This window comes from Devosia chinhatensis, assembly GCF_000969445.1.
GTDB classification, from domain to species: Bacteria; Pseudomonadota; Alphaproteobacteria; order Rhizobiales; family Devosiaceae; genus Devosia; species Devosia chinhatensis.
This window is the reverse complement of the sequence record NZ_JZEY01000014.1, coordinates 1-555: the sequence shown is the minus strand read 5'-3', so window position 1 is coordinate 555 and position 555 is coordinate 1. Positions and strand designations below refer to the sequence as shown.

The window sequence follows — 555 nt, the reverse complement described above, 5'->3', positions numbered from 1 at the left end:
AAGAGAGGGAGGAAGAGAGGGGACGAGGGGGGAGAATGAGGAAAGAGAGAGGAGGGGGGGGGAGGAGGAGAAGGGGAGGCAGTAGAAGGAGGAGGAGATAGGAGAGGGCAGGAAGGTAAAATGGGAAGAAGTGGGGGACAAAGAAGGACAAGAGAAGGAGAACGGGGACGGGGAGGAAGAGAAGGGGGGAAGAGAGGGAGGAGGAGAGAAAGGAGGGGAGGAGGAAGGAGACGAGAACGGGAAAAAGAAAGGAGAGAGGAAGGAGGAGGAAGGGAGAAAAGAGAAAAAGAGAAAAGGGGGAGAGGCGGAAGAGAAAGAGGGGTATAAGAGACAGACGTGAAGTGGACGCTATGCTACGGCTGTTTGGCAGACCTAATCGGAGCGTGAATGAGTGAAAGAGTGGCCGCTAAATTAGTAGGCCAGGCAAAGAAAACAGTAACGATACAAAAACGAGAGAACAGCCGAAACGACAAACAAGAAGAAAAGCGGGAGGGAAGGTGGAGGGAGGAAGAGAGAGCAAGAAGAAGGAGGAAAGGTAAACGTACCGATCTTGCG

Annotated in this window: 1 protein-coding gene; it reads left to right on the top strand. The window is 52.8% G+C overall.

The genetic code is table 11. The annotated features are described in order from the left end of the window. The first annotated feature begins 130 nt into the window (after positions 1–130). Complete coding sequence (locus tag VE26_RS00070; RefSeq protein ID WP_052715560.1) at positions 131–340, top strand: hypothetical protein; 210 nt, start codon at positions 131–133, stop codon at positions 338–340. Positions 341–555: the final 215 nt, after the last annotated feature.